Below are 3,109 nucleotides of genomic sequence, written 5' to 3' on the forward strand. Positions count from 1 at the left end.
AAAACCCCTTACCGAATATACCTTCAACCCTTTGGCAAATTGCAGCCTCCATCTGCTGTTTTCCTATTACGGCTCTATAGTCAATAACACCTATTCTGAATTCAATTTGTCCGGGGAAATTGTGAGAAATCTCGACACCTCATTTTTAGACGGCATTTACGAAACATACCACCTTCCGGTTTATTCTTTCCGTGGTAATTACTACAATGAATTTGTCTATGCCATTGTCAGTCCTGCTGATAAAAAAACTGACATATTCCCTGTAGTGGACGAGATAAGACAAAATGCCCAACAGTCAGATACCTACGTAAATTTTGTTTTATCTGCTGTTGTACACAGCGGAGAAGAGATCAGACATTTAATGCAGAATGCATACCTGTTCACCTTGTTTCATTTGCCTTTTGGAAAAAACACTTTTTTAATCCAGGATGATACCTTTACAGCAAAGGATGCCATAGAGATTTCCGGACAAATCGCTGCACTTGCAGCAAAATTCAGACCCGGCATTACTGAAAATGAACTGAAACATATCCTTTCCGATATGACTGCATGGTGGCGGGAATCGGATACCACACAATTCCAGCTGCTTGCAGATGTACGCCACATAGCAAGTGCCGCCATCCACGTTAGCCCAAATGCATCCCAGCTTCTCTTCGATCCAACTGAAGTCATTGCCTCATCTGATTCCTACGATGAGTTACTGGAGAACCTCCTGCATGAGCTGACTAAAATATTATTCCCGGAACACATGCAGCAAAAAAAGTCTTCCTCACAGCTGGTAGATGACATTCGCGCGTACCTGGACAAAAACTTTACACAGCAGATCACCTACAAAGTCTTCTACGATATCTGGGGCTATAACGAAAAATATATTACAACCCTTTTCAAAGAAGCATTTGGGATCTCACCCAGTAAATACATCACATCACTGCGCCTGGAAATGGCTAAAAATATAATGAAAAAAAATCCGCAGATTCTGTTAAAAGATGTTGCGGAACAGACCGGTTACACAGATGCACTTTATTTCAGCAGGGTATTTAAAAATAATGAAGGAATGTCACCCAGCGCTTTTATACAATCACTGGCGTAATGGTATTGAATAGAATAGAAAAAAGAAAATTAAAAATGAATATAATTTGACAATGATGCAAAACTCTGATAGAATATAGCTATAAAGTGGTGTTGCCGATAAACGGTCAGCCCAATATAGGAATTACTTAAAAAGTGACTTTACCTTTGGATCGGGGCGGTCACTTTTTTGTGTGGTTTATGTATGCTATTAAGATTGTACTGATGATTGCAAGAATTATCAGTACAATGGAAGCGCGAAAGGAAAGTATTCTTATGATACACGTATCATAAAGATTACTTTCCTTTCACATTTAAAACAGAGTGCTATATAAAATAATTTACAAAATGTTAATCTTCCCATATTACCACAGATTTCGGTAAATCTGCTCCAAATCTTCTTTACTCAGTTCTTTTCTGCTATTTTGAGGACTTCCGCTGTCCATGGCATCCAGTGCCATTTTATCCACAACACCCATAAACTCCTGTTTATTGATTCCGTATTCCTCCAGACTTGGTGTTTCCAGTTCTCTGCAAATGGTTTCTACTGCTTTTAAGAAGTTCTGGCTTGCCGCTTCATCCGAGTCCAGGTCGGTAGCTACCCCAACTGCTCTGCCAAGTTCCCCAAACCGGTCATATGCCCCATCCAGCACAAAACCCAGACACTCTTTCAACAGCATGGCGTTGGATAAACCGTGTGCGATGTGGAACAATGCTCCGATGGGACGGCTCATGCCATGCACAATCGTAACCGATGCATTGTTAAATGCAATTCCCGCTTCCAGTGAAGCAATTGACATCTGTTCTCTTGCCATTAGATCTGTTCCTTCCCGGAAAGCTACCGGCAGATAAGCAAAGATTCTCTTTACTGCGGAAAGCGCAAACGTATCGGAAAGGGGCTGTGCCTTTCTGGATGTAAATGCTTCAATGGCGTGAGTTAATGCGTCCAGTCCGGTAGCTGCCGTTATCTTGGGCGGTGCCGTCATGGTAAACTGCGGATCTATAATTGCAAGAGCAGGCATCAATACCTGACCCTTTAAAAGCATTTTAATATCTTTTTTTGTATCTGTTATAATGGTAAACTGCGTCGCCTCCGAACCCGTGCCTGCCGTTGTAGGAATGGCAGCCATGGGAGGTGTTGGCACTTTGATCACTTTTCCCATATAGTCAGAGATTTTACCGCCGTTTGTCGCCAGCGCTCCGATAGCCTTCATGGAATCGATGGGACTGCCTCCGCCCAGAGCAATGAGAAAATCACATTTTTCCTTTAAATACATACTCAGCCCGTTTTCAATCATTTTGTCGGTGGGCTCTCCGACTATTTCTGAATAAATTGCATATTCTATTCCCTGGTTTTTCAGAGCTTCTTCCACATGCGCTGCATTTCCCAGCTGAATCATTACCTTATCCGTAATGATCAGCGCCTTTTTTCCAAACCCTCTTAAAATTTCTTCTGCCATGGTAAGTGCGCCGCTGCCGGTAATCATCTGTCCCGGTACAATAAAATCTCTTCCCATTTTTACACCCCCTGCATATTACAGGATTTTATGTAATACTGTCTTATTTTTTCTTTCATTTTCATTCCTCCTCTGTCCGGCAGCCGGTAAACCCCCAGGCATTTCATACGAAAATCCAGCCTCTTACTTCACATCAGCCTGAATCAAAACACCCCGGAAACCGGCAGCCTTTCCTTACATCTCTTTGAATCTAAAATTCTGCATCATACAGCCAGGTATAACGCTCATCGTCGATACGGTCCGTCCAGGGGTTGCCTTCCAGATGGCGGATCATCCAACAGGTATACATCTGATATCCAGGTGCCGCTGCCTGGGGATGTGTCTTTCCCCCTGGTATTGCTGAGAAACTGCCGTCTTTAATTTTGTAGACGTCATCCCCTACGAAACTGGCACCAAATCCTTCCGGACGGTCAAACAGGAAATAATACGTTTCCGGCTGGGGATGCTGATGCGGAATGTAGCCCGACCAGTTGCCCCGGTCATTTAACACTTCTCCTAATACCATATTGGAATAAGGTGCTGTC

General features: G+C 43.0%; 3 protein-coding genes. 1 reads left to right on the forward strand and 2 read right to left on the reverse strand.

Translation table 11 applies throughout. The annotated features are described in order from the left end of the window. The coding region (locus tag ACH2DQ_RS09610) for a helix-turn-helix transcriptional regulator (protein ID WP_395026549.1) at positions 1-1,090 on the forward strand (1,090 nt) is incomplete at its 5' end. Positions 1,091-1,433: 343 nt separating this feature from the next. Here the strand turns inward: ACH2DQ_RS09610 and ACH2DQ_RS09615 are convergent. Then, on the reverse strand, positions 1,434-2,585 hold the full coding sequence (locus ACH2DQ_RS09615) for an iron-containing alcohol dehydrogenase (protein WP_394912763.1): 1,152 nt from the start codon (positions 2,583-2,585) through the stop codon (positions 1,434-1,436). 190 nt (positions 2,586-2,775) lie between these two features. Beyond that, the coding region (locus ACH2DQ_RS09620; protein WP_395026551.1) for a 5-deoxy-glucuronate isomerase at positions 2,776-3,109 on the reverse strand (334 nt) is incomplete at its 5' end.

This window comes from Robinsoniella sp. (assembly GCF_034124845.1).